This window comes from Paenibacillus sp. MMO-177 (assembly GCF_037147795.1).
In the GTDB taxonomy this organism is placed as follows: domain Bacteria; phylum Bacillota; class Bacilli; order Paenibacillales; family Paenibacillaceae; genus Pristimantibacillus.
The window spans coordinates 112,372-136,744 of the sequence record NZ_JBBCUR010000009.1; the positions used below are offsets into that span (position 1 = coordinate 112,372).

At 51.9% G+C, this 24,373-nt stretch carries 20 protein-coding genes; 10 read left to right on the plus strand and 10 right to left on the minus strand.

Annotation, left to right across the window (positions count from 1 at the left end; genetic code table 11):
- Window positions 1-15: 15 nt before the first annotated feature.
- Window positions 16-3,474 carry an Ig-like domain-containing protein gene (locus tag WFK81_RS24140; RefSeq protein WP_336789161.1) on the minus strand — a complete coding sequence of 1,153 codons (3,459 nt, stop codon included), beginning with the start codon at window positions 3,472-3,474 and terminating at the stop codon, window positions 16-18.
- 281 nt (window positions 3,475-3,755) lie between these two features.
- On the opposite strand from WFK81_RS24140, the gene WFK81_RS24145 reads away from it, so the two are divergent.
- Window positions 3,756-5,042 carry a WD40/YVTN/BNR-like repeat-containing protein gene (locus WFK81_RS24145; RefSeq protein WP_336789163.1) on the plus strand — a complete coding sequence of 429 codons (1,287 nt, stop codon included), beginning with the start codon at window positions 3,756-3,758 and terminating at the stop codon, window positions 5,040-5,042.
- Window positions 5,043-5,111: 69 nt separating this feature from the next.
- Here WFK81_RS24145 and WFK81_RS24150 read toward each other — a convergent pair whose 3' ends face one another.
- The 3 genes from WFK81_RS24150 to WFK81_RS24160 form a co-directional block, all read right to left on the minus strand.
- The gene (locus tag WFK81_RS24150) at window positions 5,112-5,711 is read right to left on the minus strand and encodes a glycerol-3-phosphate acyltransferase (RefSeq protein WP_336789165.1); all 600 of its coding nucleotides are present in this window, start codon (window positions 5,709-5,711) and stop codon (window positions 5,112-5,114) included.
- A complete protein-coding gene (locus WFK81_RS24155) occupies window positions 5,708-6,808 on the minus strand; it encodes a glycosyltransferase (protein WP_442956094.1) in 1,101 nt (366 codons plus the stop codon). The genes WFK81_RS24150 and WFK81_RS24155 overlap by 4 nt, the downstream gene beginning before the upstream one ends.
- A gap of 791 nt (window positions 6,809-7,599) precedes the next feature.
- Complete coding sequence (locus tag WFK81_RS24160) at window positions 7,600-10,137, minus strand: beta-mannosidase (RefSeq protein WP_336789168.1); 2,538 nt, start codon at window positions 10,135-10,137, stop codon at window positions 7,600-7,602.
- Window positions 10,138-10,320: 183 nt separating this feature from the next.
- Between WFK81_RS24160 and WFK81_RS24165 the strand changes: the two genes are divergently transcribed.
- The 3 genes from WFK81_RS24165 to WFK81_RS24175 are packed head-to-tail and all read left to right on the plus strand — an operon-like array spanning window position 10,321 to window position 13,001.
- Window positions 10,321-11,808 carry a sensor histidine kinase gene (locus WFK81_RS24165; protein WP_336789169.1) on the plus strand — a complete coding sequence of 496 codons (1,488 nt, stop codon included), beginning with the start codon at window positions 10,321-10,323 and terminating at the stop codon, window positions 11,806-11,808.
- Window positions 11,805-12,503, plus strand: coding sequence for a response regulator transcription factor (locus WFK81_RS24170; protein ID WP_336789170.1), 699 nt, complete (start codon window positions 11,805-11,807; stop codon window positions 12,501-12,503). Before WFK81_RS24165 ends, WFK81_RS24170 begins: the two co-directional genes overlap by 4 nt.
- Before the next feature lie 9 nt (window positions 12,504-12,512).
- A complete protein-coding gene (locus WFK81_RS24175; RefSeq protein WP_336789172.1) occupies window positions 12,513-13,001 on the plus strand; it encodes a hypothetical protein in 489 nt (162 codons plus the stop codon).
- A 30-nt stretch (window positions 13,002-13,031) separates the two neighbouring features.
- On the opposite strand, the gene WFK81_RS24180 is transcribed toward WFK81_RS24175, so the two are convergent.
- The gene (locus tag WFK81_RS24180) at window positions 13,032-13,544 is read right to left on the minus strand and encodes a GNAT family N-acetyltransferase (protein WP_336789173.1); all 513 of its coding nucleotides are present in this window, start codon (window positions 13,542-13,544) and stop codon (window positions 13,032-13,034) included.
- Between the two features lie 133 nt (window positions 13,545-13,677).
- On the opposite strand from WFK81_RS24180, the gene WFK81_RS24185 reads away from it, so the two are divergent.
- Window positions 13,678-14,532 carry a LysR family transcriptional regulator gene (locus tag WFK81_RS24185; RefSeq protein WP_336789174.1) on the plus strand — a complete coding sequence of 285 codons (855 nt, stop codon included), beginning with the start codon at window positions 13,678-13,680 and terminating at the stop codon, window positions 14,530-14,532.
- Window positions 14,533-14,607: 75 nt separating this feature from the next.
- Entirely contained in the window at window positions 14,608-15,120 is a 513-nt protein-coding gene (locus WFK81_RS24190; RefSeq protein ID WP_336789176.1) for a DUF302 domain-containing protein, read from the plus strand.
- Between the two features lie 57 nt (window positions 15,121-15,177).
- Here the strand turns inward: WFK81_RS24190 and WFK81_RS24195 are convergent, their stop codons facing one another.
- Window positions 15,178-15,531, minus strand: coding sequence for a DoxX family protein (locus WFK81_RS24195; RefSeq protein WP_336789178.1), 354 nt, complete (start codon window positions 15,529-15,531; stop codon window positions 15,178-15,180).
- Between the two features lie 135 nt (window positions 15,532-15,666).
- Between WFK81_RS24195 and WFK81_RS24200 the strand changes: the two genes are divergently transcribed.
- Entirely contained in the window at window positions 15,667-16,032 is a 366-nt protein-coding gene (locus tag WFK81_RS24200; RefSeq protein ID WP_336789180.1) for a winged helix-turn-helix transcriptional regulator, read from the plus strand.
- Between the two features lie 45 nt (window positions 16,033-16,077).
- Here WFK81_RS24200 and WFK81_RS24205 read toward each other — a convergent pair whose 3' ends face one another.
- On the minus strand, window positions 16,078-16,716 hold the full coding sequence (locus WFK81_RS24205; protein WP_336789182.1) for an FMN-dependent NADH-azoreductase: 639 nt from the start codon (window positions 16,714-16,716) through the stop codon (window positions 16,078-16,080).
- Between the two features lie 137 nt (window positions 16,717-16,853).
- On the opposite strand from WFK81_RS24205, the gene WFK81_RS24210 reads away from it, so the two are divergent.
- Complete coding sequence (locus WFK81_RS24210) at window positions 16,854-17,213, plus strand: winged helix-turn-helix transcriptional regulator (RefSeq protein ID WP_336789184.1); 360 nt, start codon at window positions 16,854-16,856, stop codon at window positions 17,211-17,213.
- Window positions 17,214-17,285: 72 nt separating this feature from the next.
- Here the strand turns inward: WFK81_RS24210 and WFK81_RS24215 are convergent, their stop codons facing one another.
- A complete protein-coding gene (locus WFK81_RS24215; RefSeq protein WP_336789186.1) occupies window positions 17,286-18,587 on the minus strand; it encodes an MFS transporter in 1,302 nt (433 codons plus the stop codon).
- 83 nt (window positions 18,588-18,670) lie between these two features.
- Between WFK81_RS24215 and WFK81_RS24220 the strand changes: the two genes are divergently transcribed.
- Window positions 18,671-19,555 (plus strand): LysR family transcriptional regulator, encoded by an 885-nt coding sequence (locus tag WFK81_RS24220; RefSeq protein ID WP_336789188.1) that lies wholly within the window; start codon window positions 18,671-18,673, stop codon window positions 19,553-19,555.
- Window positions 19,556-20,350: 795 nt separating this feature from the next.
- Window positions 20,351-21,211 carry a chemotaxis protein gene (locus WFK81_RS24225; RefSeq protein WP_336789190.1) on the plus strand — a complete coding sequence of 287 codons (861 nt, stop codon included), beginning with the start codon at window positions 20,351-20,353 and terminating at the stop codon, window positions 21,209-21,211.
- Window positions 21,212-21,240: 29 nt separating this feature from the next.
- On the opposite strand, the gene WFK81_RS24230 is transcribed toward WFK81_RS24225, so the two are convergent.
- A complete protein-coding gene (locus WFK81_RS24230) occupies window positions 21,241-22,953 on the minus strand; it encodes a methyl-accepting chemotaxis protein (RefSeq protein ID WP_336789192.1) in 1,713 nt (570 codons plus the stop codon).
- Window positions 22,954-23,148: 195 nt separating this feature from the next.
- Entirely contained in the window at window positions 23,149-24,276 is a 1,128-nt protein-coding gene (locus WFK81_RS24235) for a YecA family protein (RefSeq protein ID WP_336789193.1), read from the minus strand.
- Between the last annotated feature and the right edge of the window lie 97 nt (window positions 24,277-24,373).

Here is a 24,373-nt window from a genome sequence, read left to right on the forward strand (position 1 = left end):
GCCTCCAATAAGTTTTTATGGCGTATGATTGCCCATGTACTGGAATGTGTTAGCAGGGTAAGTCGTCCACTGATCTTCATCAAATTCAATAGATGCTCCGTTAACGCCCGAATTTCGAACAAGAGTCTTAGGGGTAGCTAACATCCCTCCCGCGCCAGTTGCATAAGGGTCACCAAGGACATCAATCACTTGATCGCCCTTTTTTAGGACAATTCCTTTCAGGATAAAGTTAGGATTTATATTAAATTGAACCTCATGATTATAATAAGGTGCTTGTGTATATGTCATAAACTCATAAAATTCTTTATCAATATATATATAAACATTGTTTTTCCATGCTTTTGTGAAAAGCTTCTGAGAGCTAACAACCGTTGTTTCGTTTTTTAAATCATAATGATAGATCGACAGTGAATAGGTATTGCTCGGAACTGGATTTGGGCCGGGAGCTCTCTCGGGATAATACAGTTCTACCGCTATATCATCTGCCTCCGTCCCCTTCAGAAACTCCGAAATATACATTTCTGGCACGATTTCAACCGACGTTGTCTTGAACGCAAAGGCATTAACCGTTTTGTTCCCGATCAGGCTGGCATCCACGAAGGCTCCCGCTTCGACCACAACATAGTAATCGGTGTTTGTAACGAAAGCGTTATGCTGAATCGTTACGGTTGAACCGTTCACGGATACCTTGGATCCGTCACCCGCATCAACTGTCTCGACGACACTGTTATCCGATTTTTTGTAGATCTTAATCTTCTTCCCTGCAGCAGCCGAAATGTTCTTGTCAAAGGTCATCGTAAGCGGATCTGCCTTCTTCACCTTGGTTGCTCCCGCAGCAGGAACCGTACTGATCACGTCCGGTTCGATTTCCGCCTTAATCGTCAGGTTCTGCGAGGTGATCGCATGCCCGCTTGCGACAGCCGAAGATGATGCCGTAACCGAAAAATCCGTAATGTCCGTATCAAAATCCGTACCGTCATAATCGAACATGACATAAGCCGATCCATCAGGAAACACTCCCGCACCGATAATCGATAGGCCTGCCGGGGCATGGTTCAAGACAAAATCGTCGCTATCCGCATCAGCCATGAATGTATCCCCGTCAAGCGTCAGCGTTATGAAGGCCCCGGAATTTAGTGCACTTTCAACGAGCGGTGCACCAGGATCTTCGACAGCCAGCATTTCACGCGTATCCTTGGACGTAAAATTCCAATCCGCGATCCCCGCAAAGCTGTTTCCGGCAGCATCCTTCAACGCTCCCGCTTCAATCTGAATAACATAACCCTTCAACGTATCAAACGGAGCATGCTGAATGGTCAAGGTATCGCCGTTAATCGCTATTTCCGAATCCGTGCCCAATGTATATACGGCAAACTCGGATTGATCAGTCTTATTGAGGATCGTTACCTTCTTGCCGTTAACCGGCACGACCGGTTCGCTGAATGTGACCGTAAGCTGATCGGTCTGGCTTACTTTTGTCGCGTTATTGGAAGGATTCAAGTTGCTAACAACCGGCGCAATCGTATCCGGCGTGGAGAAATTCCATGCCAATATTCCTTGCAAGCCGGCATAGTTGTTGCCCGCAGCATCCCGGAAGGCTCCCGCATCAATTTCCACATAAAAATCTGTGCCGTCGGCCAAGTTCGGATTAAGCAGCGTTACGGTATTACTGTTAATCTGGACGGCATTTGTATCCATCACGTTATAGGTCTTGAACAGACTGTTGTCTGAATTCCGGTAAATTCGCACGGTCTTACCGTTTACCGCTTGTACGGGCTCAGAGAATTCCATCGAGATATCGGCTGTCCGGTTTACGCCGGAGGCATCGTCGGCAGGTGTCGTTGACTGAAGAACAGGCGCAATCGTATCCGGCGTGGTGAACGACCAATCCATACCGTTGATTCCCGCAAAGTTGTTACCGCTAAGGTCGGTCAATGCCCCCGCCTCCACTTCGATGGAGTAAGACGTCGTCTCGGCCAAGCCCGGATTATGAATCGCCACCGACTTGCCGCTGATCGTTACTTTCGAGGTATCCGCAGCGTCATAGGAGACAAGCTTGCTATGATCCGCGTTGAGAATCGTTATTTTTTTACCGCTAACGGCTTGTACATTCTCATCCAGCATCAAGGTGAAGTTCGACGCTTTATTGGCATCCACCGCTCCGTTCGCCGGGGATAACGAGGCCGTAACCGGCCCTTCCGTATCTACGGTTGTAAAGCCCCAGCCCGTGCTGCCGGAAATACCTTCATGCGGATTGCCGACAAGATCGGTAAAGGCGCCCGCATCAATCGTGACGTAATAAGCCGTTGCATTGCCAAGTCCCGGATTAACAAGAACGGCCGTGGTGCCCGTCACCGTCACTTTCGAGGTATCCGATGCGAGGTAGGTCGCCATCAGTTGATTGTCCGAGACACGATATATATGTATGCTTTTGCCTGCTGCCGCTTTGATCGGCTCATTAAAGACAATCTGCATCTGTTCGGTACGGCTTGCGGCATTCGAAAGAACTACCGGCGTCGTTCCCGTTACGACAGGCGGCGAAGTATCGGGAACCAAACCGATTGTGCCTGCCCGGGCAGCTGAGCCCGCTGCTCCGTTCGAATCAACCGGAGTAACCTCGAAGAAGAGGTAATGATAGACATCTGCATCCTGAACGGTGTACGTTGTAGTTATTTCACCGGCAATAGGCGCCTTGTCCGATCCGTCAGCCAGGGTGCCGCGGTACCATTGATAAAGCGTCGAGCCCTCGGCATCGTTCTCCGGATCGGCATAGCGGTATCCGCCCGTTAGCGTGCTGCCCGTCTGTACCGTTCCCGTAATCGCAACCTTGTCGGCGACCGGCGCATCGTTGCTGTCTTTCAGCTCGGCAATAAATTTCACTCCCCCTGTCGCCGGCGTTTTGCCGACATAGCTATTCATCAGCACGGTTGCATCGGCCGTCGTAATGACGCCGTCGCGGTTAACGTCGAGCCTATTTTTCTCCTGATCCGTTATGGGAAGCTTGGAATTAATCACTTTATAGATGTACAGCACGTCGGCTGAAGTTAATACTCCGTCCCCCGTTGTATCCCCAAGGAGAGTTACGTTCAGATCTACGTAATCGTTTAAAGCAAGCGAGGTAGAATCATTGCCCGTGATCGCAAGACGGGTAACACCAGGCTCTTTGACACGGACTTCGATCCGGCCATTAGCAGCTGTGGCCGTTGCCACGTTTGACTTGCTAGATGAAGCCGTTACAGTTACCGGACCCGTAAACTGCGGGAATACACCGCTGACGTCAAAACTGAAAGAGTCTCCATTCACCGCCATGCCGGCGCTCAGCCATCCGCTGTCCCCCGTTACCGGCGTCAACAACGTATTGACCGGCTCTGCATGCACGGTTTGTCCGCCAACTAGCGGCACTGTAAGCAGGAAAGCTGATAAGGCGCAAGCTGCTCTCTTCGAAAGACAAGAGCTGTTCATTCGTACGTTCATGTCATCGTTCCCTTCCTGGTGATTGGACTCTACGTTGCGAACCGAGAAAGACTAAAGAACTATATTTTCGCATCTTCATATGAGTCTTTGAGCCCATTATTCGACACGTTTTGGCATAATCCTTTATATTGAGGCACAAAATTCCACATTTATTTGTCGAATCCCCCCCTACCAAATGACTAAAATGCCTTATTACTAAAATTACCTGCAACTCTGCACAAACATGGTTCGTCTATGGAGAGGAAGGTTAAGCTATTAATAAAAACCAGGCGGTGAACATCATGAAAAAAATCAGCACCCTAGTCTTACTCGTCACGCTCAGTTTAACCCTGCTTATGGCAGGCTGTTCGAAGGCTGATCAATCGTCCAATACACCTGCGTCAAACAACTCCACCAACCAGTCGTCAAACTCTAATAATACGAATACCGGTTCGACAGATGCAGGCGCAAACAAGCCTAGCGCCGAACCGGAGGGGACCCCCTCGCCGCAGCCAAGCCATAACGGGGGCAGCACTTCGGGGAATCCGACTCCAATCAGCACCAACGATCAAACCGTACAGATCTCCAATGTTACAGCTCTTCGTCTTGCCGATTCAAAGACCGGCTGGGTTGCCGGCAGCGGCCAAATCGCAAGAACGGACGACGGCGGCAAGCACTGGAAGCTTCAGTATACCGGAAGCAGGCCGATTAATCAGATTTTTGCCCTTAGCGGCAATAAAGTATGGGCTACAATTGGCGACAGCAATGCCAAAAGCCTGATCCTCATTCAATCGACGAACGGCGGCAAATCATGGACGAAGGCAGGAACGGTGCCTAATCACGGCTTCCTCCATTTCACGAATGACAAAACTGCTTTCAGCGGCAACGCGATGACCAAAGACGGCGGAAAAACATGGACGGAGCTGCAAACGCCGGGCAAAGAGATCGGCGAAGTTTACTTCCATGACGTGAACAACGGCTGGGCCGTGCAAGTGGTGAACGGCCGGCTTCTCTTCATGCATACCGGGAACGGCGGCAAGACTTGGAATACGGTTATGACTCGCAAAACCGAAGAGGCTCCTACTAACGTCATTATCCGTTCCACAGCGGCTAACGATGCCTGGATTGAGCTTATTGGAGGCTCCGGCATGTCCCAAACCTCCTACTCGCTGTTCCATACGACGGACGGCGGCAAAACCTGGATTCCGGCAATCGTGAGGAACGGGGCAGGCTCCGGCCCGGCACCAGGCTTTACGATGGACGATGCGTCGGTTCCTAAAGGCATGACCAGCTCAGCCCCCGGCACCTTGTATGTCGTAAATCCGCAAACCGCGATTATGGGCGGACAATGCTCGGCTTGCGACAAACCAAACACCATCATGAAAACAACGGACGGCGGCAAGCACTGGACAATCAGCAAATCTGAATTTACGGGCTATGGCACGCAATTTATCGGTGCATCGGATGCCAACCATATCTGGTTCATTACGACGGACGCAACCAATGCCGCAGTGCTGAGCACGACCTCCGACGGCGGCAAGACCTGGCACAAGGCCTTCACTTTCAAAAAGCCGCAGGCTCAATCATAAAACTAGAATTCAGCAAATAAAGCCCTTCTGCATTTTGCAGGAGGGCTTTGCCTTTTTTCGCATCGTTAATTAATTCGTGTCCCTGACTCCTATCAGCTCCTTCCGGTGCGAATAGGCCAGCAGGAGAAAGTTAACCAACCCGAGAAGCACGTACGGCCAGGAATAATTGTCCAGAACCAGATAGATGGATAAGAGCAGCATCCCCAGCACAACATGAAAGGCGTCGGTTTCCGGGGAGGTAGGTCTGCCCTTGCTCAGTTGTCTGGATGCCAATAGCAGCGCCGCCAAAATAATCGCGTAGGCAAGAGAAGCCGCGAAGCCGGTAAGCCCGCTCCAGACGCCAAAGGTTACGGCAATGGCCTTGCCGCCCTTCCATCCGGTAAACGGAGAGAACATATGGCCCAGGATAGCCGCACCCGCGGGAAAAATAATGCCGAAGCCCGTGACCGCGCCGCTATGCTGCATCCAGAGCATCGGCAAATAGCCTTTCAGAACATCCAGCACAATGCCGGTGAGACCATACCCGTATCCCGCTACCTTCCACAAATTAATCGCTCCCGGGTTGCCGTCGCCGTAGGTTTTCAGATTAAGCTGCTTTAACCTCCCGATCCAATACGAGAACATCAAGGAGCCCGCAAGAAAAGCTGCCGCCGTCCATACGATAATCATGGATTGCCACGCCCCCCTACCTCAATGCTTCTGCCCTTCCAGGCCACCTTCCGAAGAAACACCACCTGATACAGAGAATAAAGCATAATGTATAAAAAGAAGACTGTACTTAATAGATGTACGGCAGGAAGCCAGATTCCGAAGCGGCCTGTATAACGGATAAAATAATAAATTTGCAGCGTGTAGATCACATAACCGATGGCTAGGGGCAGCAGCGCGGACGTTCCAATGACAAAAGGAGCCGCTTCCGCCGCAATCAGCCCGATCAGCCAGCCCGCTACGAGCAATGTTGTGCGGATATGCAGCTTGCTTGTGCTGAGCACCGCTCCTTTGCTGAAGCCCTGAATTTCGCTTTTAATCCCGCCCGGATACATGCGGAAGGAAACCATGCCCCGGCCGATATAATTCGTCACCTTCACTCCGGCCTGGATAAACCGCGCTCCCAGATTGAGATCGTCAAGCACCTCGCCCCTGACGCTCTCATGCCCTTTCGCCTGCTCGTAATCCTCTCTTGTGGCGAGAATGCAGGAGCCGTATAAGCCTTTATCCGGGTTTGTCCGCTCCATGGGAGACGTAAAGGCAAATAAGCCAAGCAGGTTCGGGATAAGCGCCAGCCGCTCATAAAATTTTTCCGCTACGTGAAATGGAACAACCGAGATGACCCCGCCCTCCTTCTCTCTTGCAGCAAGCAAGGAACGTACCGCATCGGGCGCAAGGCGGACATCCGCATCCAGAAACAGGATCAGATCCCCTTCAGCCTGCAGGTAACCGTTCCATACCGCCCAGTTCTTGCCTGTCCACCCTGTTGGGAGATCAGGGTTCGAGATGACTTTTATGCCATAGCTCTCCGCAATTGTCCGCGTCCGGTCCTCCGAATGATCGTCCACCACAATAATCTCATACGGTTTATAGGACTGAGCCTTAAGGGAACCCAGCAAAAAAGGCAGATTGGTCTCTTCGTTACGGGCCGGAATAATAACCGACAGCTTCCTCTCCTGAAAGGGTCCTTCGCGGCTGACAGGCACCGCATTTCTTCGGAATAACACAAACCCCATGGCTGAGGCGCATACGAGTAAGGCTGTGATCAATACCCCCAATGTCTCACACCCCCCAATAAGCTTATATAGCAAATATATGGCTTTGGCGGTCGTTCTAAGAACGTTTATCTGCCTGGGGGGAGGCTTGATCCATTAATTTTTTAAAAAGCCAACGCCTGCTTCATCGCTCGGGTCCACCACTTCAGCAGCTTTAACGTCCCCCAGGGACCTTAACCGTCTAACTAGATGCTCTTTTCGCTTGCTTAAGGTCCCTTAGGGACCTTATCTTCCATGCCAACGCCTGCTTCATCGCTCGAGTCTGCCACTTCAGCAACTTTAAGGTCCATCAGGGACCTTAACCGTCTAACCAGCTACTCTTTTCGCTTGCTTAAGGTCCCTTAGGGACCTTAACTTCCACGCCAACGCCTGCTTCAGCTCTCGAGTCTGCCACTTCAGCGGCTTTAACGTCCCCCAGGGACCTTAACCGTCTAACTAGCAACTCTTTTTGCTTGCTTAAGGTCCCTTAGGGACCTTAACTTCCATGCCCACACCCGCTTCAAAAATCGATAAGACCTTGTAGGGGCTTTATCGATTGGCTTTCTACCGTTCTTGACATGCATAAGACCCTCTCAGGGTCTTATCTCGCTGCACGCGGCCCGTTTCAGCACCAAATTGTGCTATTACGAAATAATAAGACCCTGACAGGGTCTTATTGATTACTCTCCATCGGTTCCCATGCCACATAAGACCCTGCTAGGGTCTTAACTACGCCCACATCAACACCACTTCCGGCCAACAAAAAAAGATGCCCCATCGCTAACGCAACAATGGGGCATCTTGCCTTGCATATATTATTTCGCGTAGTTAAACATCGACTGAACCGTTACCTGACCTGGCGATGCAGGGACGAACAACACTTGGTCCGCCGCTTTTTTCTTGAACTGCACCGTTACAGGAATACCCGGGATCAGATCGAAGAAGTTGTCTGTGAAGATGCCTTCCTCCTCCGCTTGCACCCATACCTGCTTGGCCAGCCGCTTGGCCGTTAACACAAATGCCGTTCCTTCGCTGCCGGCTGCTTCCTCCACCACAAGCTCAGGATCCGAAAGCGCGAGCTCCTTCGTGTAGACAAAATAATGCTTCGAGCTTGCCAGCTCGTGACCAGCTTGAATCAAGCGTCCGACAAGTACCGTTCCCTTCGGATTAAACTCGCCAAGCTGCATGGCCGATAAGGAGAGAACCAGCTTAGCCGAGCGGGCGCCAATGGCAATCGTCTCGGAGCCCGACTTCAGCAGGCAGCCGTCCAACTCATGCAGGCTCCATTCCAGCACGGCGTCAATGGACTGCCCAAGGTCGGATACAACATGGAAGTTCGTCACGTTCTCCTTTTGGTCGATAGACAAGAGAACATCGGCAAAGCTGTTCTTGATCAGATATTGGGCGGCCTTCCATCTGCCGTAGTAATCCATGCTCGCCCAGGATGCGACCGGCCAGCAGTCATTGATCTGCCAATATAGCGACCCCATGCAATAGTCCATGCTGCGGCGGTGAGCCTCAATCGCCTGCTTCATCGCTTCGGCTTGCAGCACCTGGCTGATATAGAGGAAGGAAGGGAAATCCTTCGGCTGCTTCATGTACCGGTCCGAATAATCCTTGATCAGGAAGTTGCCCCGGCCATTCTTCTGATGATGCAGCATCACTTCGGAATCCAGCGCCATATCCTTCTCATCCGCATATGCACGAACGGTCTTGTATTCCGGGAAGGACTGGAAGCCGTACTCGCTCATAAAGCGTCCGATATTCCGGTTATACTGCTCGAATGGCTCCTGCGCATGCCATACCGCCCAATAATGGATATCGCCATGCGAAGAGTTGTTGGTCGCATGCTGCTCGCTGTTGCCCGTCAGGCGCTGCATCGGCGATGACGGCCAGTATTCAACATCCGGCGCCATAGCCGCCACAACCTCCGGCAGCACCTGATGGAAGACGGCCTCGTAGTCCGCCCAGATTCGCTCCCGCTGCTCGGCGGTGTACAGCTGCTTCCAGCCCCAGCCACTATTCTCGGCATATTGCGACCAAGCCGTATCGATCTCATTGTTGCCGCACCATAACGCGATGCTTGGATGGTTGCGCAGACGCCGCACATTGTCTTCCGCTTCCGCTCGCACGCTGCTCAGGAACGCTTCATCGCCGGGATACATGCTGCAGGCGAACATAAAGTCCTGCCAGACCAAAAGCCCGTTCTGATCGCATAATTCGTAGAAAATATCCTGCTCGTAAATCCCCCCGCCCCATACACGGAGCATATTGAAGTTCGATTCTACCGCGCTTGCAATCTCGTGGCGGTAACGTTCATCCGTCACCTCGGCAAAGAAGCTGTCGTTCGGAATATGGTTAGCGCCTTTCGCGAACACCGGAATGCCGTTCACCTCGAAGTAGAACGACGATCCCCACTCGTCCGGCTTGCGGATAAGCTTAACGGAACGAAGACCGGTAACTGCGGATGCTTGGGCCAGCTCCGATTCCCTTTGAGAGAGAGCAGCTGTAAACGTATACAAATGAGGCTCTCCAAGACCACGCGACCACCATAGCTTCGGCTGTTCGATTGCAAGCGGCCAAGCGACGGTCTGCGCGCCTTGCTCCAGAACAACCTTGCGGGTCCATTCCTGCCCGTTATCGGTATGGAGCTTAAGCTCAAATTCGCCGCCGTTTTCCGCTTCCACCGCAAGCTGAACCGTTAATTTCGCCTCGGCCGCCGTCACTTCATCCTGCCGAGCATACAGGTCCGTGATTCGCGCACCGCTCCAGCCCCGCAAATATACCGGTCTGCCAAGCCCGCTTGTGACAAACCGCGGACCCCAATCCCAGCCGTAATGATAAGGCGCTTTGCGCGAGAATACGCTTACCTTTTTGCTTTCAAGTCCGCCAATAACCGAGTCGTCATTAGGTGCAGGCAATCCGGCTCCATACCGATCCAGCTTAGCCAATCCCTCTTCAATCGGGGAGCGGAAGCGAACGTACAGGCGGTTGCCCTTTTCCCGGACGTAAGGCTTCGCGTCAACCGTCCAAGTGCGGAACATATTGTCCGCCGACAAAATTAAAGCATCGTTCAAATACACGTCCGCGTACGTGTCCAGCATCTCGAACACCAGCTCCAGCCGGGAATGGGCAAGCAGCTCGCTTGAGGCATCAAATACGGATTCGTATTCCCATACTTTTTTATCAATCCACTGCAGGTCCTTCTCGTTGGTCTGGGCAAAAGGCTCGGAAATAAGACCGTTCTTCAGCAGGTCCGTATGTATGCAGCCCGGCACAAAAGCCGGCTTCCACTCCTGCTCTTCGCTATTCTTAAACGCCCAGTTCGAAATCTGCCACTTTAACTCGCTCATTAGAATCCTCCTAAATATAAGGCCATTGCCAATGGTTTTCGCTTAAATGGATACATTCGACTGTAGTATAACGGAGTTGTGAAATAAATGTATACCTCATTAATTTATACTTTTTTCAGACTTATTTTATAGAAAATTTGAACGGGCAGGCTACAATGATAGAGAAATGAGGTGCATGGAGTTATGTCCATCCGAAAAAAACTGATTCTCTCCTACGCGGCCATGATCGCTGTTCCCATCCTTTTGTTTGGGCTGACGATCGCACTGCTGGGGAATCTGCTCATAAAAGACGCCCTTCCGGGTGCCGGAGCAGGCGGGAAATCCGGGCATTCGTTCCCGCTCGGCTCCATCCGCGAGCTGTTTATGGGACGCAATGAGCTAGCTTCCGGCCTAAAGTTCATCGCCGAGCATGATCCCAAACTGCTGTTCGATCAGGCATTCCTAACGGATACAGGAGCGAAGCTCCAGGAGGTCGAGTCCGGGATGATCGTCATCCGGAATGATGAAGTAGCGTATGCCTCGCCCGGATTGCCCACGGATAAAATTCTGGCTAACCTGTCTGACGGGCGCATGAAAGCGGAGCATCCCGGTCCGCCAAGCGGCAACCAATGGGACACGATCCCATTTCTGAGTCCGGACGGCAGCAGCGGCAAGCTAGTCATTGTCTCCGATATGAAGCCGGTCGCGGACTTCTTCAAGCGGCTCTTACCGCTGGTACTGCTTACCCTGCTCGGAGCGCTTATCGTCACCAATGGCCTGCTTACCTATTTTGTCTCTCGCAGCATCATTAAGCCGCTGTATGCCTTGAAGGAAGCAGCCGGCCAGATCCGGGAAGGCGATCTGAACCATCCCATTCAGCTGCGGAGGCAGGACGAGATCGGGCAGCTTGGGGCGGCGTTTGAAGAAATGCGCGTTCGCCTTCAGGCCTCCTTGGGAGCCCAGCTTGAGCTGGAGCAAGGCCGGAAGGAGCTTCTAGCGAACATCTCCCATGATCTGAAGACGCCGATAACCGCCATTCAAGGCTGCACGGATTGCCTTCGGGACGGCATTGCCGATACGGAAGGAAAACGGCAAAAGTACGTGCAAATGATTGCCGGCAAAATAGCAGAGATGAACCGGATGATCGAGGAGCTGCAGCTGTATTCGACTCTGGATACGGGCAAACTGCCTTTCCATTGGGATACGGTTGATTTAACGGCCTATATGATTCAGCTCGTTAACGAATTGCGGCTTGATCCCCGCTTCAGCGGTACGGAGGTTACCTTCACACCAAGCGCAGGCACGGAGCAGATCCTTATCCAAGCAGACCGGCAGAAGCTCCACCGCGCGCTTATGAATCTGGCCGACAACAGCCTCCAATATATGAAGGGGGAGACGAAAAAGCTGCAATTCTCGCTTGATGAAGAGCCTGGCGGCTTGTATCTCCTGCAAATACGGGACAACGGCGAGGGCATTCCGGCCGATGCTCTGCCCCGCGTATTCGACCGGTTCTTCCGGGCGCAGTCCTCGCGGAGCCCGGGCAAAGGCAACAGCGGACTTGGCCTCGCCATTGTGAAGCAAATTATAGAAGCTCATGGCGGAACCGCGGCGGCTGCCAGCCAGCAAGGTGAAGGAACAACGATACAGCTTCGTTTTCCTGCAGCGAAGCCGGAGAATGGAGGTATACAATGAAACGGATTTTGATTATTGAAGATGATCCGGTTATTGCCGAGGTGCAGAAGGATTATCTGCTCGCCCACGGCTTTGAGGTCGATATTGCCGACCGTGGCGATTCGGGCCTGGAGCTGGCGCTTCAAGGCGAGTATGATCTCATCCTGCTGGATTTGATGCTGCCGTCCATGGACGGTTACGAGGTTTGCCGCCGGATTCGCGAAGAGAGTAATGTCCCTATCCTTATCGTGTCGGCTAAGAAGGAAGAGATCGATAAGATCCGCGGCTTTGGACTTGGGGCGGATGATTACATCCTGAAGCCGTTTGGCCTTGGCGAGCTGGTAGCCCGGGTGAAGGCTCATCTGTCGCGCTATGAACGGCTGGTCGGACAAGGTCAAAACGGAAAGTTCCGAGATGAGCTGCGGCTGAACGGCATCCGGATCGAGAAGCAATCCCGCCGGGTGTTCGTCAACGAGCGCGAGGTGCCTTTTACCGCCAAGGAATACGATCTGCTCCTCTATCTCGTCACCCATCCGAACCGTGTCTTCCGGAAAGAGGATCTGTTCGAGCAGATTTGGGGAATGGATGCGATCGGCAGCGATCACGCAACGGTTACCGTCCACATCAGCAAGCTGCGGGAGAAGATCGAGCGCGACCCGTCGAAGCCTCAATATGTCGAGACGATCTGGGGAGTCGGGTACCGGTTCAATATTTAAGGGGGAGGAATGGAACGCTTGAAAAAAATCACCTTGCAGCAGCGGCGGATTTTACTCCTGCTTCATATTCTTTTTGCGGCAATTATGTTTGGCGTGCAGGTTGCGTTTATTATTCTGGCCTTAACTGCATCCGTTACGGATGATGCAGCCGTGCTGAGGTCCTGCTACACCATTATGCACATCCTGGCCGGTACCAGCGTACGCGCCTCTACGATTGGCACCACGGTAACCGGCATTGCGCTGTCGGCGCTGACCTCCTGGGGACTGTTCCGGTATTATTGGGTAATTGCCAAAGAGGTGCTTACCCTGCTTGCTATCGGTATCGGCTTTATCGGATTATACGAATGGACCTTGCGGGGATTGAACGACAACGGAAGCCTAACCGTCCATCATACCTGGCTTATAATCGGCATTGCTTTGCAGACGGCATCCATTATCGTCATGTATATTCTTTCCGTGTGGAAGCCGGGCGGCAAACGGAAAACCCCGGCCTTGTAAGGTCCGGGGTTGGTTGTTCCTATGCCACCGTCAGCGGCCGATATTCTTGTAATAAATCATCGTGGCATCCAGGCTTCCGTCAGCCGATCTCGCGAAATCCGGAATACGCCCCGCCAGCTGGTAGCCAAGGGACATGTACAGCAGATTGGAAGGATCTCCTTCTCTCGTGTCCAATACAAGCAGAGACCGATTCTCCCCAAGCGCCGCTTCCTCCGCCGCAAGCATCAGCTTCCGGGCAATCCCTCTGCGGCGGTATTCCGGATGAGTCATCAGCTTAGCAATTTCCGCACGGTGAGAGCCGTTCGCTTTGCCGCATAGCTGCAGCTGTACCGTGGCTGCAAGCCGTCCGTCAACCTTGGCTGCAAACAGCATCACCTCCGGATCCGGAACGCTCCTCCAATATTCTATCGCTTCCTCTTGGCTGAGCGGCGGAAGGAACCCGACGGATGCCCCGTCCTCCACCACGTGGACAAGCAAATCCGCTAGCTCCTCAAGCGAAGTCTCTAACGACGTTAATTGTTCGATAACCATACTATTGCTCATACTGTATTCCCTCCCTTTTTCTTTCAGAGCTTGCCTATAGACTCATCATAATGGCATAGTTATGATTTGTATAACGAATAATATTGGTCATTGCGATTCATATTTTCAATAGTGAAAGGGCGTTATCGTTCATATGGATTCTTCGCAGCTTGAAGCGTTTATCGCAATCGCCCATCTCCTTAACTTTACGAAGGCGGCTGAGCATCTCCATATCTCCCAATCGGCTATAACCGCAAGGATTAAGGCACTCGAGGCCGCGGTCGGCAAAGAGCTTTTCCGGCGGGATAACCGGAATGTGAGCCTGACTCAAGGAGGCATCGCCTTTTACCCTTATGCCGAAAGAATGCTCAGGTTGTTCGAAGAGAGCAAGCTGACGCTGTCGGATACGTTCGAGCATTCGGTTGTAATGAGCGGTCCGGGCTCGGTATGGCACTACCGGTATTTGTCCCGGATTCTTGCCTTCAAGCGCGACAATCCGCAGGTCGCCGTGAAATTCTTCAGTCATATCGACCCCAGCTATATGGTTCGCGATCTGCTCCTCGATGGTATGGTGCATCTTGCGATCCGGTTTGATCCGCCCGAGCATCCAAAGGTGACCCGGCAGCTGCTGTTCGAGGAGGAGCTCCTGCTCGTGTCCAAGCAGCCTAAAGCCGGCGTTATGCGGCAAGAGGATTTCCGATCCCCGGATTATTGCCACCTGGCGTGGGGGATTCCTTTTCCGGAGTGGTTCGCAGATCTTGCAGGCACGGGTTATGTTACCTCCCTGGAGATCGATCATTCCTCCATTATGCTGACGATTCTGCTGCAAGGAGGCCGATTCGGCTTCCTGCCCCGCTCCATTGCGCAGCCTTATCTCGATTCGCAGGCTTTGTTCGAGCTGTCTTGCACCTTCAAGGCGCCGTCGATCCGGGCATATGCCACCTATTTAACCGACCAGCAGCAGCACAGCAGCGTCAAGCTTGCCCTCCGGATGCTTGGACTTTCCTAATTCGCTGTCATATGCCTCCACCTCCTCTCATACAATTTGCTGACTGCTTATCCCGGCAAAAAAGGAGGATCGCGGATGAGACACGGAGAGCCAATAACGGCTGGTTATGCGATGATCGTAAGAGACGATATCCCGACAGGACTTTCTTATGAAGCGCTTGTCGCCGCATTTGAACGGCAGATGGGAAGATGGGTTCCGGACATGGGGAACCAGCTGGTCCAGCAGCAGGCTTCCTGGAAACAGGTAGAATCAGCTGTTAAACAGATGGAAGGCCCGCATGGGCTGATGATTTTCTCTGAGGTGAATCAAGGGGAGCTCCTGTCGCTTCAGAACGGCAGCAAGAAAAGCCGTCTGTATCTGGTAGGCAATCCGCTTATCGCGGAGCCTATTCTTGCTATCGACCGAAGAGCCGGCCTGTACGTTCCGTTCCGCGTCACCTTGTACGATAATGGCAGCCCGCGCGGGGCCATTATATCGTTTGACCGGCCATCCTCGTTCCTCGGCGCGCTCCATCAGCCGGCTCTTGCGCCATACGGCAAGCTGCTGGATAACAAGATCTACAGCGTTGTGCGATCCATTATGATGTAGCGAAAAATAGAAGGAGGGTACTGCCTCGCGCAGCACCCTCCTTCTTTCATTCGGCGCTTAGAACCGGCCGATTGCCACAAACAAAGCTATGGCAAGCATAATGATATTCATGCCGATGCTGCTGTATTCCGCGCGTCTGGCATGGAACACGGCGGCAAACAGCATAATGACCGCGATTCCGATTGCCGCGATTGGCGTCAGAACCGGCGCGATATCGGTTGCCCACGGAACAATTAATCCCAATCCGCCAAGCAGCTCGGACAAGCCGATAAAAGCAACATAGCCTGTGGAAGCATCCTTTGCCCACGGCATCGTGCTTTTCACTTTATTAGGCTGGAAGGTTTTCATTACACCCGCCGGAATAAACATTAAAGCCAACAACGCTTGTGCGATCCACAATGCAATATTCATATCATACATCCTCCTTGATTACGTCTTGTTTATAGCGATATAATAAACCCAAGGGTTATGCAGCGGAAGTAGGCACCTCAAATAAACCTAGTATCCAAAAAGAAACCTTAAGCCCCGCTTGGGATTGGAGGAATTATGGCAGACGAAAGCTGCAGCCGGGTAGAGACCGCATTAGAAATTTTAGTCGGGAAATGGAAGCCTGTTATTTTATATCAGCTGTTCACTAACGGTACGATGCGGTTCAGCGAGCTCCAACGCGCGCTGCCTGACATTACGAAGAAAATGCTGACCTCTCAGCTGAGAGAATTGGAATACCACGACATCGTGCACCGGAAAATTTATATGCAGATCCCTCCAAAGGTTGAATATTCGATTACGGAATACGGGATGAAAATGACCCCTCTCCTGGAAGCGATTAATAATTGGGGCACTATGCATATCCAACATTTGAACGAGCTATACGGCGAAGGCCGCAAGGCTGAGGAAGCCGAAACGAAATAAAAAATCCCCACGTAAGTGGGGATTTTTTATTGGGGTACCAATCTATTAGAAGCGTTTGGCGACCTCTTTCGCATGCGCGATTGCTTTTTCTTTGATAGCGGGTGCTTGCTCCTGTGATTGTAATGCCGTTCCTTCGATAAAAATGGCTTCGATGGTTTCAACCCCATAGAACTGCAAAATCTTTTTCAAATAGCTGTAGCCCATTTCAAGCGGAGCTAAAGGACCCTCCGAATATACGGAACCGCTGGCTTGAATGTGTAACGCTTTTTTACCGGTTAACAAACCTTCAGGACCACTCGCGGTATATCTGAAAGTCTTGCCCGGAATTGAAGTCGCATCCGTGTATGCCTTCAATACCGGCGGGACCGTGAAATTCCACATCGGGGACACGTAGACGTACTTATCGGCAGCCACGAATTGATCAACAACCTCCGCAAGACGGGCTGTCTTTGTTTTCTCGCCATCCGTCAGCTGATCGAGAGATGAACCCGACCGAAGCTTTTCCCAGCCTCTCAAAACATCACCATCAAATTGCGGAATATGTTCTTTATACAAATCCAAATGAATAACTTCATCCGTTGGATTTGCTTGACGATACGCTTCAATAAATTCCTTGCCTACCGCGAGGCTAAAGGATTGCTCAGGATCAAGGGGATGTGCGGTAATGTACAATACGGTTGCCATAATTCGATACTTCCCTTCTGTTATGAAATGAAATTCATTTGCTAGGTAAATCATATTATATATACTCACTTATTTTAAGTACGCACATTAATGTGGTATAGTATTAAAAAAGGTACTGTAAGCGGGGAGGCGAACGTATGCAAAAGAACCCTGTTCAATGTCAATTCGTTGCGGCGCTGGATTCGATCGTAGGCAAATGGAAGCCGATTATCCTTTATCATTTGCTTCAAGGCAAACCTCTGCGGTTCAATGAGCTAAGAAGATTGCTGCCCGATATCACGCAAAGGATGCTTACGCTCCATCTGCGCGAATTGGAAGAGGAAGAAATCGTTAAACGAGTCATCTATCCGCAAATCCCGCCGAAAGTGGAATACTCCATCACGGAATACGGCAAAAGCCTGGCTCCGATTTTGGAGTCCCTGCATCAGTGGGGAAAAGTCCATGTCGAGCGAAATCAGCTCAAAAAGGCGAAAAATGAACAAACGAAAACGGACTAGCGCTCGCATTGCGCTAGTCCGTTTTTGTTTGCATCAGGCCCCGTTACGGCCCTTCTTTTTCTATTCCATGCCTTACGCAACATTTGCTTGCTCCGTGCGAACAGCTTCCCTTGCCCGAGGGCGATGATGCAAAATGTAGTAACCTCCGGCGCAAATGACAGCTATAATGCCCGCCACCAGGTACATCATCCGGTAATCCGTTAGGGAAGCGATCATCCCCATGAAATACGAGCCTAGACCGTAACCAAGGTCAAACATGAGAAAAAAAGTGCCGTTGGCGCTGCCCCGCCGATGCTCCGGCGACAGCTTGATCGCAAGCGTCTGGAAGCATGGCAGCAAGGCGCCATAGCCGATCCCCATAATGACGCCGGCGAACAATACCATAGCCGCGGAATGCGCCTGGCTCAGCAGGAACATGCCCACCGCAAACAGGCCAATGCCCGGATAATACAAATAGTGCTCCTTGTAACGGTCGAACACTTTGCCGATAACCGGCCGGAAGACCACGATCATCACGGCAAACACCATAAAGAAGGTGCCCGTCACCTGCGACTGGTGGATCTCATCCGTAAACGAGGCCATGAAGCTGGATAATGAGCTATAGGCAAAAGAAAGAATAAAGCCCACCAGCGAGATCGGCAGTGCCGCAGGCTCGAGGAAGCTGCTCAGACGCAATCCATTTTTCGCCGGCTGCTCAGGCGCAATTGGATCGGCGGTTGCAACTGCGGCTTGAACGGCCGCTGTGTTCAGCCCTTTTTCGCCCGGCATCCTTAAGACAAAAACAAAGCCAAGCGACAATGCCGCAATGATGCCTATCGCAAGCAGCAGCACGTTAATATTCTGGTCCTTCCACAGGAACAGCCCCAGCGCCGGTCCGACAACCATCGCGATACTCATAAACATCGTATAATAGCCCATTCCTTCACCCTGCCGGGATACGGGAACGATCGTTGCGGCAACGGTGCTCATCGCCGTTGAAGCAACCGCGTAGCTCATGCCGTGAATGAAGCGGACGATAAGGAACAGAATAATGCCTTTCGTTCCGAAATAACTGAGGCAGGCGAGCAGGAAAATAATCATCCCGATAATCGCCATTTTTCGTTTGCCGAAGCGGTCGACCCATTGGCCGGAGAATGGCCGGATCAGCACGCCGCCAATAACATAAATCGTAATGACAAGACCCATCTGCTGCTGGCCGCCGTGCAGACTATCCCGGACATACAGCGGAAAAGCGGTCGTCAGGACATAAAAGGTCAGGAACATGAAAAAACTGCTCACGCAAATAGTGACGAAGTTTCTCGTCCAGATTTTCTCTCTAAGCAAGGTCAACGCTCTCCAATCCCTGTTTGAAACTTTCTCTATATGCTGAATCATTATAAAATCAGAAATTTATAAAGTATAATACTTATTTTATAATGAAACCATCACATGAAAGTTATATAGGGAGAGTGATCCGCTTGGAGTTCCTCCAGTTAAAATATTTTCAAGCCGTCGCCCGGCATGAGCATATTACGAAAGCCGCCAAAGAGCTGAATGTGTCGCAGCCGTCGCTCAGCAACTCCATCAACCGGCTGGAGAAGCGGCTTGGCTTGCCTCTCTTCGAACGGCAGGGCAGGCATGTGAAGCTGAATGCCTTCGGCAAGACTTATCTCAAACGCGTCGAACGAGCCTTTCTCGAGCTTGAAGAAGGCGAACGCGAAATTACCGATATGGCCGGTCTTGAGCATGGCACCGTGTCCATCTCCGTTACGCTGCCTTATGTGCTGCCCATGATGCTGAAGGAATTTCTGACGCAGCATCCGCATGTCCGAATTATCCAGCATCAGCTGGGTTCCGTCTCGGACATGCTTAGCGAACTTGAGAACGCAGACATCGACTTCTGCATTTCCACAACGCAAATGAACGGACCTGACATTGAGTGGCTTACCCTTGCGGAAGAGGAGCTGTGCTTGACGGTGCCAAAGGGGCATCGTTTCGCCTCGCGGGAGAGCATCTCCTTGATTGAAGCGGCGGACGAGCCGTTTATCTCGCTCTCCTCCCGCTCCAACTTCCGCGAAATTACGGACGGCTTCTGCCGGAAAGCCGGCTTCGAGCCGCGGATCGCCTTCGAGCTTGAAGAGGTCAGTTCCATCCAGACGCTTGTCGAGATGGGCCTTGGCATCACCTTTACCCTTCCGCTGTCGCTAGGCAACCGGGCGTCCAGCCCGGGCACCGTGCAGCTCAAGATCTCGGACCCGGTCTGCCGCCGCACCTTCGGCATCGCCTGGAACCGGATGCATTATCTGTCGCAGGCGGCTGTCCATTTCCGCGACTTTGTGATCGGCTTCTTCGGGAAAATGTAGCTGGCTTAAGACAGCCCCACTTGCACCAAATTCGCATGAAATAAGACCCTGCGCATCCTTTATCGAACTATTTGATGGATTTTTTTGGTTGGATAAGACCCTCCCAGGGTCTTATCGTTTGAGGTGGTATGGTTAAGGTCCCTTAGGGACCCTATCCTCTTATCTAGCCAGCTATTTCGCTAGGTTAAGGTCCCCTAAGGACCTTAACGATCCTGTAGCGGCCGAATATCGGCGGCAGTTGCTGCATTCGGCAGACTTTAAAGCCCCCTAGGGACCTTATCCTCTTATCTGGCTAGCAATTTCGTCAGGTTAAGGTCCCTAAGGGACCTTAACCTGCACCCTGCGGCGAACAAGCGGCACCCCGCAGCAACGTACGTTGGAATCCCTCCAGTAAAATTACGTTATTCTGCTGCTCGGAATAATCTACGCTGGATTCACTCCAGTGTAATCACCCAAAAGCGAGGTTACTGAGCGATATAAGCGAATTTTACTGTACCGAATCCAATGTAGGCGGGGCAGAGATACGTTTAACCTACTCTACGTTGGATGAAATCCATCGTAGTTTAAAGAGACCATTTCGGCGTAGCCATTCTCCAGTACAGTACACTCCAGCTCACTCCAGTTCACTCCAATTCTCTGCAGTCCATTGCCCTTCCCTATAACAAACGTAACTCCCGATGGGAACCGCCTGCAGGACCGCATTATCTTCACAGCTAGCGGGGCTTCTGCTTTAACGAAAGCGAATGTATGCGAATACATTAATGTATGATCTGCGCATAGGAAGGGGTTGTCCCCGTGAAAATTGCCGTTGCTGTCATACATGGGATCGGTCAGAGCAGGGAGAATTTCCACGCCGAGCTGGCTAACAATCTGTGTGCCCAGATGGCTATTGTGAATCCGAGCGTAAAGCTGCACGTGGAAGGCATCTATTGGGGAGATATTGTGAGCCGGCTGGAGGAACGGTTATGGAGCCGGATTAGGGGCAAGCCGCTGCGCTGGGCCAAATGGATGCGATTAAGACCCTTCTTCGTTAACCAGCTTGGCGAAGCCATTGCCTACCAGGCTGTTCCCCGCGACAATGATCCCTCTCCCGATGATTATATTTATGACGAGATTCACCGGCGTTTTGCCGTATGCCTGCAGCGCCTGTCCGATCTCGCAGGACAAGACGCTCCGCTCTGCATGATCTCTCACAGCCTGGGGTCTATCATATCGAGCAATTTTTTTCACGATTTGCAAAATAACCGGCTGACGCCCAAAGTCTCGGAGGTTGTCGGAGCAAGCGAGTCCAAGCTTGTGCATGGCGATACCTTGACTCATTTCTATACGCTTGGCAGTCCGCTTGCTGTATGGTCCTTGCGCTTTAAGGATTTTGGCGTGCCGATTGCGGTGCCCGCTCCCCCGCTTCAAGGAATTGGAATAGGCGAGTGGGTGAACTTCTACGACACCGACGATGTCATCGCCTATCCCATCAAGCCATTAAACGAGAGCTATAAAAAAGTCGTCACCGCGGATATCGAGGTAGAGTGCCCGGGTCTGCTAAGCTGGACGCCTTTATCCCACCGTAAATACTTTCAAACGCAAGCCGTCATCGACCGGATCGTCCATTCACTGAGCACGCTGCAGGTGTATTACGAAGAAGAAGCCCAGCCATAGGAGGCCGAGCTTCTTTTCATTATACAGGGCTAGAGCTTAAACTTGCCTACCGCAGCTTCCAAGCCTGCGCTTCGGCTCTTTAATTGCTCAGTTGTGTCCGCAATCCGCTTGGCTGCTTCCAGCTGATGCTTCGACATCTGCTCCAGCGTGGCCGAGCTGTCTGCGGTTGTGCGGGAAATCTGGGCAATCTGTTCAACCGAGGCGGCTACTTCCTCGGAGCCGGCCAGCACTTCTTCGGCCGCTGCCGATATTTCCTGAATCTGGCTATTTACATGAATGAACTGATCCATCGTCCGGTCAAACAAAGCTTCCACCCGGCTCGACAGCTCCGTGCCTTTTACCATCTCCACGCTGCCCGCCTGCATTCTCTCGCCGATATGGATGGACTCCTGTCCAATCAGTTCGAGTAAAGATGTTACTTGGGAGGCCGAGATCGCGGACGCTTCGGCCAGCTTGCGTACCTCTCCGGCTACAATGGCGAAGCCCGAACCGTGCTCGCCTGCGCGAGCAGCTTCGATGGAAGCGTTCAGCGCAAGCAGCTTCGTCTGGTCCGAGATGCTCGCAATCGACTGAAGCACCGGCTCAATCTGCTGCATATAGGTCTGAAGAAGCTCCACCGAGTCTGCCGTCTGTTTGGCTACCGAGGCCATCAGCTCGACCTGCTGTCGCAACCCGTGAATGGATTCCCTGCCATGCTCCGCCGACTCCAGCGCTTCATGGGATACGCTTGATACCTGCATGGAAGCCTCGGATACACGTTGAATCGCCTGCGTGATATCCTCCATCGAGCTGGCGCTCTCCTCCGCCCCAATCCGTTGATGGCGCGCGCCATCGGCCATCGTCGTTACGGAATGCTCCAGCTGCTCGTTCATCGCTACCATCTGTGCCGCTTCGGTTCCGAACTGCTCCGTCGAATAAACAATGCTCTGCGTAGTCAAAGCCATATCGCGGACGACATCCTCAAGCGTAACGCCCAACCGCGCTATCATCTGCGTCATGGCCGAATAGACCTGTCCAATCTCGTCCTTCGACTTTACCTTCGTTACCTGAAGCTGCTGCCGCGCCTCCGCAAGATTGCCTTGGGCGATCGCTTCGGCCCCTTTTACAATTGCCCCTAAAGGTTTCAGCGTGCGTGACAGGAAGAGGGCAATAAACAAGAAGACCAGCAGAGTGAGCGCCCCCATGATGATAAAGAGCGGCATGCTGCTCCGAATAACATCCTTGTAAATCGTTTTCGATACCGATACATCCGTATCAATGCCAAGCACTCCAACCGTCGTCCCGCTTGCATCGCGCAAAGGAGCATAGGCGGAAATATAATCACCGTATTCCTCATTGCGGATAATGCCGGATTTGGCCGTTTCTCCGTTATTCAGCTTCTCGATGGCGTCCTTCGGAATGTCCGTTACCTCGCCAATCGGCGAAGCGGAATCCGAATCCTTCGGCTGCCCGTCGATCAGCAGAATAGGCTCACCCTTATCATTAATCTGCACCGTATAGACATACATCGCCCCGATACGTTCCCGGTACTCATTCATCTGCTCCCGGATCGTCCAGTACAGATCGCTCTCCTGCCGGTCCTTCAAAAATTCCGCATAAGCGCTTACATCAAACTGCCCGGCATAAGCCTCCGCCATATGAATATTGAAATTCCCGATCGCTTCCTCGCTTGCCTTCTTGGTGTTCTGAACCTGAATGTAGATCAAGGCAGACGAGAGGAGAACAAGGATCGCCAATATCATGACAGACAACTTCAGTATTAACCGGCTCCGAAACATATACATGCTGTCTTTACCCCTTCGACTAATTATTCCAAATGCCATCCTACAAATTTCCCTATTTTCCCTTATGTTTCGACATAGACTTGGCATTTTCCTCCATTGGGCAAAAACAAAACACCTTCAACCGTAAAGGCTGAAGGTGTTCTCGCAATGCTATTAAGCGCCGCAGCATTTTTTATATTTTTTCCCGCTTCCGCATGGACAAGGCTCATTTCGGCCAACCTTGGCCGATACGGCACGCTGCTGCATCGGCACGACGTTATTGACAGACGCAACGCCTGTTCCGGACGAATCCAGTTCGTTAGGCTTGAAGCCGCCATTCGACCACATCCGGGTATTGTTGTAGACATTGATAACCAGATGAACAACCATCTCCAGCTGCTCTCTTGAAGGAATATCGATTCCCCGTGCCTCGAAGCCCATCATAATTTCTTCGAGCGGTTTTGCCATGGAGCAGTCGAATTGAATCTCCGAGATGAGATCCCGGACAACTTCCGTCTCCGGGCACAAATATTGGAGAACATATTTCTCGAGCCCGGCCAATTGAGGCGTTACCTCATAATAGCCATAGTCCGCATAGCGGAGAAACTCTTGTTTATCCGGGATATAGTAAGGCTTGCCGGCAACGCTCGCCAGCAGCTCTTCCAGCTCCTCCTGATTGTCCTCATCGAAATAATCCGCAAGCAGTCTGTTGCCCTCTACATGCCAGCTCTGCTCTCGGCGGGTCAGCAAATGGCAGATGCGTTCAAGCTCCTCCTCATTCAGCTGATCCTCATTCTGCGCATTATAGATCTCGATCAATTGATCAAACGAGCATGTTCCATATAAATTCGTGGCCGCAAGAATATAGTCGAACACCTGCTGGCAGCGTTCGCGCTCCTTCAGCAAGGCCGGATTCACAACCTTCGCGTATGCCTCCTTCACTTCTTCGGGCAGCACGTAATACAGCTTGTCTTCTTCGTAGAACGAGTAGACAAGCCCTGCGTTCATCAGAAAAATATAGGCGCCGGGAACCAACGTATCGTCCTGCAGCGACGGAACCGGCAGAAGCTTCTGTACTAGCCCCCACTCTTGGGAGGTAGCCATCAGCAGCGCCATTCTCAGTTCTTCCGAAGCCATAATCGAGGTCTGAACCGCATCCGCAAGCTCCTGTTTCTTCAGCTTGGAGCGTCCTTTGATCTCGTAATTGCCGGCCAGCAGATTCAGCTTGTCCTTTGTCAAAAGCGATAGAATATCAGCAAGTCTGGTCTTAACCTCACCTTTAATCGCAAACTGAATGTTCATCTGCTGCAATTCTTTTATTAATTCATCCAAAACGTTACACCATTCCTTTAATTGTATGATTTCTGAAGACAATCCAAAATTTTCGCTGACTCTACCA